This window comes from Inquilinus sp. (assembly GCF_057815775.1).
Genome location: NZ_JBYRFX010000474.1, coordinates 1 through 3,259, shown reverse-complemented (window position 1 = coordinate 3,259; position 3,259 = coordinate 1). Strand labels below are relative to the sequence as shown.

4 protein-coding genes are annotated in these 3,259 nt (G+C 68.8%); all 4 read right to left on the bottom strand.

What is annotated here, in order from left to right; translation table 11 throughout:
* The coding region (locus AC3XYG_RS16885) for a formate dehydrogenase beta subunit (RefSeq protein WP_489141013.1) at positions 1-1,321 on the bottom strand (1,321 nt) is incomplete at its 3' end.
* A complete protein-coding gene (locus tag AC3XYG_RS16880) occupies positions 1,318-1,809 on the bottom strand; it encodes a formate dehydrogenase subunit gamma (RefSeq protein WP_489141012.1) in 492 nt (163 codons plus the stop codon). The genes AC3XYG_RS16885 and AC3XYG_RS16880, both read right to left, overlap by 4 nt.
* A 209-nt stretch (positions 1,810-2,018) precedes the next feature.
* Positions 2,019-2,942: a LysR family transcriptional regulator gene (locus AC3XYG_RS16875; protein ID WP_489141011.1), complete on the bottom strand. Its 924-nt coding sequence runs from the start codon at positions 2,940-2,942 to the stop codon at positions 2,019-2,021.
* A gap of 59 nt (positions 2,943-3,001) precedes the next feature.
* Positions 3,002-3,259, bottom strand: a 258-nt coding sequence (locus AC3XYG_RS16870; RefSeq protein ID WP_489141010.1) for a DUF3828 domain-containing protein, incomplete at its 5' end; no start/stop codon positions are given.

The window sequence follows — 3,259 nt, the reverse complement described above, 5'->3', positions numbered from 1 at the left end:
TGCCGCAGCTTTCCTCGGCGCAGAACTCCATGGCGAAGCGGGCCTGGACCGCGAGGTCGATGCGGTCGTCGAACACCACGACGCCGCCATGGCCGAGCATGCCCTTCTTCGCCGCCATCGATTCATAGTCGAGCGAGGTGTCGAGCAGGCTGTCCGGGAAATAGGCGCCGAGCGGGCCGCCGACCTGGACGGCGCGGAACGGCCGGCCGCTGGCGGTGCCGCCGCCGAATTCCTCGATCAGCTGGCGCAGGGTCAGGCCGAACGCGACCTCGATCAGCCCGCCGCGCTTGACGTTGCCGGCCAGCTGCAGCGGCTGGGTGCCGCGCGACCGGCCGGTGCCGTATTCCGCATAGAAGGCGGCGCCCTTGTCGAGCACGATCGGCACGGTGGTCAGCGACAGCACGTTGTTGATGACGGTGGGGCGGCCGAACAGGCCCTTCAGCGCCGGCAGCGGCGGCTTGGCCCGGACCATGCCGCGCCGGCCTTCCAGGCTTTCCAGCAGCGACGTCTCCTCGCCGCAGATATAGGCGCCGGCGCCGACCCGGACCTCCAGGTCGAAGCGCTTGCCGCTGTCGAGCACGCTGGGGCCGAGCACGCGGCGCTGATAGGCGACGTCGATCGCCGCGTTCATCGTCGCCACCGCATGCGGATATTCCGAGCGGATGTAGATGAAGCCCTTGGTCGCGCCGGTGGCGATGCCGGCGATGATCATGCCTTCGACCAGCAGGAACGGGTCGCCTTCCATGATCATGCGGTCGGCGAAGGTGCCGCTGTCGCCCTCATCGGCGTTGCAGACGATGTACTTCCGATCGGCCTGGGCCTGCAGCACGGTGCGCCACTTGATCCCGGTCGGGAACCCGGCACCGCCACGACCGCGCAGGCCGGAGGCGGTGACCGTCTCGACGATCGCCGCCGGCTCCATCGCCAGGGCGTTGCGCAGGCCCTTCAGCCCGTCATGCGCCTCGTAGTCCTCCAGCGACAGCGGATCGGTGATGCCGCAACGGGCGAAGGTCAGGCGCTGCTGCTTCGCGAGATACGGCATCTCTTCCGGCCGGCCGTGGCGCAAGGGATGATCGCCGCCTTCCGCCAGCCCCGCCTCGAACAGGCTGGGCACGTCCTCAGGCGTCACCGGGCCGTAGCCGATGCGGCCTTCGGGGGTCTCGACCTCGACGAAGGGCTCCAGCCACAGCAGGCCGCGCGAGCCGTTGCGGATGATCTGCAGCACGACGCCGCGCGACGCGGCCTCGGCCGCGATCGCCTGGGCGACGTCATCGGCGCCGACGGACAGGGCAGCGGCATCGCGAGGGACGAAGATCTTCATCGCACGCCCTCTTGCCGGCCTTCTATCCTGTCGACGATGCGGTCCAGCCGCCGGGCGTCGATCCGCCCGATCAGCTCGCCATCGACCATCGCCGCGGGGGCGCAGGCGCAATTGCCGAGGCAGTAGACCGGCTCGACCGTGATGTGGCCGTCGGCCGTGGTCTCATGCAGGCCGATGGCGAGCCGGCGGCGCAGCTGGTCGGCCAGGTCCCGCGCGCCCATCGACTGGCACGCCTCGGCCTGGCACAGCTTCAGCACGTGGCGCCCGGCCGGCTCGGCCCGGAAATCATGATAGAAGGTGATGACGCCGTGCACTTCGGCACGGGAGATGTTCAGCGCGTCGGCCAGCAACGGCACCGCCTCGCGCGGCACATGGCCGAAGATCGACTGCAAATCATGCAGGATCGGCAGCAAGGGTCCTTCGGTCGCGCCATGCGACCCGATCACATCATTGGCAACTTCGGCGTCCCAGCCCCGGCTCTCGGGCATTCGTCCCACCCCTTTTTCGGGTTCGTTGGACTGGGCGACGTGCCATGGCCTGACGTTGCAAACCGTGACGGGCCGAGTTGCGGACCTTTCCAACACCCTGGTTGCGGTCCGCGCGGCCCTGCCGCCCATACATCTCTAACTATAACGATGGACGCTCTTGTATACGGCATTCAAATTCAAACGCCGGATGAATTGATAAAGGATGTTTATCAAACAGGCGGTGCCAGCGGTGTCGCCTGCAATTCGGCATCGAGGTCCAGCGCGCGCGCGACGTCGAACAGGCCGCGGGCCAGCGGCGAGGCCGGGTCGCGATCGGCCATCACCAGGCCGATGGTGCGGGTCGCGGCCGGGTCGACCAGACGCAGCGCGCGGGTGCCGGCCGGCACGCCGAACAGGTGCAGCAAGGCCCGCGGCATGACGCTGGACCATGGGCCGGAGCGGACATGCGAGCACAGGTTGATGATGCTGTCCGTCTCCACCGCCGCCCGCGGCGAGCAGCCGACCGAGCGGAAGATGCCGTCGATGATCCGACGGTTCTGCATGGTCGGCGTCAGCAGGCACAGCGGCAGCGTCGCCGCCTCGGCCCAGCTGATGGTCTGCCGCGGCGACGGCGCCTGCTCCGCCGGCATCAGCAGGATGTAGTCCTCCTGGTACAGCGGCAGGCTGCGGACATGGCGCAGTGGTTCGTTGTCGAGATAGGTAACGCCGACATCGATCTCGAAATTCTCCAGCCCCGCCTCGATCTGGATCGAGGTCTGCGACAGCACCGAGACCGTGACCATGGGGTGGGACCGGGCGAAGGGCGCGGTGATCTGCGACACGATCGGCAGGGCCGAGGGCACGGCGCCGATCCGCAGCATGCCGGCCAGCCCCTGCTGCAGCATCGACAGCTCCTGCGCCAGCCCATCGCGGTCGGCCAGGATCTTCTTGGCCCAGTCGAGCACGCAGGCGCCTTCGCGGGTGAAGCCCTGGAAGCGGTGGCCGCGCTCGACGATCGGCACCTGCAGCTCCTCCTCCAGCTGCCGCAGCGCGGTCGACAGCGCCGGCTGCGACACGTGACAGGATTCGGCAGCCCGGGCGAAATGCTTCTCACGGGACAGGGCGACGAGGTATTCGAGCTGGCGGATGACCACGGGGCCTCCGGGTTGATAAGGACGCTTTATCGTACTCTGCCGAGCCGGCGGTCCGGCACCTATTTTGCCGTCAGCAGCCCCCGCAGCGTGCCGTCGGGCCAATGCACGTCGCCGATCCGCCAGCCATGAGCGGTGCGGACCAGATCGACCGTGATCGTGACCGGCGCGTCGAAGCTCTTGTAGGCGACCGTGCCCATGGCCCGGTCGGCGCCCGCCTCGGCCACGGCGACGTGCAGGTCCTTGATCTCCCAATCCTGGGCGCCGACGAAGGGGTCGCCGTCGAGGGTCGGCGGCTCGTCGCCCGGGGCAGCCGCCTT